This is a genomic window from Glycomyces rhizosphaerae, assembly GCF_042647865.1.
Lineage (GTDB): Bacteria > Actinomycetota > Actinomycetes > Mycobacteriales > Micromonosporaceae > Glycomyces > Glycomyces rhizosphaerae.
Genome location: NZ_JBHRWO010000003.1, coordinates 1 through 2,693, shown reverse-complemented (window position 1 = coordinate 2,693; position 2,693 = coordinate 1). Strand labels below are relative to the sequence as shown.

Sequence of the window (2,693 nt, the reverse complement as noted above, 5' to 3'; positions counted from 1 at the left end):
CGGCCGCCTCCACACAGGATCTACGACGACTGGAATCTCAAGCGATGGCTACACTCCAGAGCACCGCGCCACCGGACACCGACGAGCCCGCGAACCACCCCATCGTCAGACGCAGGCGAACCGTGGCCCAACGCTTCCGCCACGACTGGCCCCTGCTGCTCCTGGCACTACCCGTGGTCGCCCACCTCTCGGTGTTCCACTACTGGCCCACCGCCTGGAACATCATCGCGTTCATGGACTACAGCCCCTACCGGCCCTTCTGGGAGAACCCGTTCGTCGGCTTCGCCTGGTTCGAGCGACTCTTCGCCGACCCTTACTTCACACCGGCCCTGCTCAACACGCTCAAGTTCGCGGCCCTGAACCTGCTGTGCATGTTCCCCCTGTCGGTCGCGCTCGCGCTCGCGATGAACAGCATCATCTCCATCAAGGTCAGGTCGACGTTCCAGTCCATCGTGTACCTGCCGCACTTCTTCTCGTGGGTCCTCGTCGTCACCGTGTTCGTCCAAGTCCTCGGCGCCGACGGCCTCGTCTCCAACTGGATCATGAACGGCGGCGGGGAACGGCTGGACTTCACGTCCAACCCCGACACCTTCACCTTCCTGGTGTGGATGCAGTGGGCCTGGAAGGACGCCGGCTGGGGCATGATCATCTTCCTCGCGGCCCTGTCCTCGATCAACCCGAGCCTGTACGAAGCGGCGGCCTCCGACGGCGCCAACCGGTGGCGGCGCATGTGGCACATCACCCTTCCCGGTATCCGCCCCGTCATCATCCTGCTGCTCATCCTCCAGATCGGCGGCATCCTCTCCGTCGGCTTCGAGCAGTACCAGCTCCAGCGCCAGGCCGTCGGCTACCAGGCCACGGAAGTGCTCGACACCTACGTGTACTACCAGAGCATCGTCGGCAGCCAAGGCGAATCGTTCGGCACCGCCGCGGGCCTGTTCAAGGGCGTCATCGGGCTGATCCTCATCCTCGTCTCGAACAACGTCGCGCACCGCCTCGGAGAGCAAGGGATCTATCAGAAGTCATGACCGCCATCGACATCAAACCCCGCCGAAAGAGCGCACGTCCCGTCTGGGACGAAGAGCCGTCCCTCGCGGGGAAGGCCGTCAAGGCCCTGTTCCTGATCTGCTACGGCGCCGCGATCGTGCTGCCGCTCTGGGCCGTCGTCGCCACCAGTTTCGCCAGCGAGGAAGCCTTGACGCGCGTCGGCGGCAACCTGCTCATCCTGCCGACCGAAGTGAGTTTCCAGGCCTACCAGGAGATCTTCTCCGGCGGCGCGCTCACCGACTCGCTGATCCTCACCACCGTCCTCACCGTCGGCGGCACCGCCATCAGCATGGTCCTCACCATCTGCGGCGCCTACGCGCTCTCGCGCACCGGATCGCTGCTGCACCGCCCGATCCTGTGGCTCATCCTGCTCACGTTCCTGTTCGGACCCGGCATGTACCCGAGCTTCCTCGTCGTGCAGAACCTCGGCCTGTTCAACTCCTACTGGTCGCTCATCCTGCCCGGAGCCGTGGGCACGTTCAACATCATCATCCTGCGCGCGTTCTTCATGAACTCGATCCCCGGCGAGCTCCTCGACGCCGCCAAAATGGACGGCGCCGGCGAGTTCCGGACGCTCTTCAAGATCGTCCTGCCGATGTCGAAGGCGATCCTGGCGGTCATCGCCCTGTTCTACGCCGTCGGCTACTGGAACATGTACTTCCAGGCGGTGCTCTACACGCCGGGCCTGGAGACCCAGCCGATCCAGGTGGTCCTGCAGCGGATGCTCATGTCCACCCAGGGCCTTCCCGAGGGCGCGCAGGCCGCCGCCCAGTACCGGGACCAGGGCGAGGCCGCACCCACGGCCGCACTCAAGATGGCCGTCGTGGTCTGCACGATCATCCCGATCGTGATCATGTACCCGTTCATCCAGAAGCACTTCACGAAGGCCGTCATCACCGGAGCCGTGAAGGGATAAGCCGCGGACCGTGAGGGTTCCGTGGAGGGAGGGCGTCCGGTCTTTGCCGGGCCCGGACGCCCGTTAATACTTGAACCGTAAAGCAATACCGCACCAACCAACGAAAAGGAGCAGTACGTGCGACGACGCACATTCGCCGCCACCGCAGGCGCGGCCGTGGTCGGGGCCGGCGCCCTGTCCATTCCCTTCTTCGCCGGAGCGCAAGAACGCGACCGGCAGGGAGGCAACACCTACACCTGGAAGAACGCCGCCATCAACGGCGGCGGTTTCGTCCCCGGCATCGTGTTCAACGAGACCGAGCCGAACCTGATCTACGCCCGCACCGACATCGGTGGCTGCTACCGGTGGCAGGAGGACTCCCGCACCTGGAAGCCGCTCCTGGACTGGGTCGGCCGCGACAAGTGGGGCTGGTCCGGTGTGGTCTCCATGGCCACCGACCCGGTCGAGACCGACCGGGTCTACGCCGCGGTCGGCACTTACACCATCGACTGGGACCCCAACAACGGCGCGGTCCTGTACTCCGAGGACAAGGGCGAGACCTGGGGCGTCGCCGAGCTGCCGTTCAAGCAGGGCGGCAACATGCCCGGCCGCGGCATGGGCGAACGCCTGGTGGTGAACCCGGCCGACAACGCCGAGCTGTATCTCGGTGCGCCCAGCGGGAACGGCCTGTGGCGGTCCAAGGACTACGGCCGCACCTGGGCGAAGGTCGAGAACTTCCCCAATCCCGGGA

Annotated in this window: 3 protein-coding genes; all 3 read left to right on the top strand. The window is 65.5% G+C overall.

Going from position 1 to position 2,693, the window contains the following annotated elements:
• Positions 1–44: 44 nt before the first annotated feature.
• The gene (locus ACFO8M_RS00660; protein ID WP_387969107.1) at positions 45–1,028 is read left to right on the top strand and encodes an ABC transporter permease; all 984 of its coding nucleotides are present in this window, start codon (positions 45–47) and stop codon (positions 1,026–1,028) included.
• Positions 1,025–1,963, top strand: a complete 939-nt coding sequence (locus ACFO8M_RS00655; protein WP_387969104.1) for a carbohydrate ABC transporter permease — start codon at positions 1,025–1,027, stop codon at positions 1,961–1,963. Before ACFO8M_RS00660 ends, ACFO8M_RS00655 begins: the two co-directional genes overlap by 4 nt.
• 117 nt (positions 1,964–2,080) lie before the next feature.
• Positions 2,081–2,693: sialidase family protein (locus ACFO8M_RS00650; protein ID WP_387969101.1), on the top strand; the 613-nt coding region annotated here is incomplete at its 3' end.

Excerpts from the sequence above, each read along its gene's own strand:
- ACFO8M_RS00660 (WP_387969107.1), top strand. The coding sequence starts at position 45 with ATGGCTACACTCCAGAGCACCGCGCCACCGGACACCGACGAGCCCGCG.
- ACFO8M_RS00655 (WP_387969104.1), top strand. The coding sequence starts at position 1,025 with ATGACCGCCATCGACATCAAACCCCGCCGAAAGAGCGCACGTCCCGTC.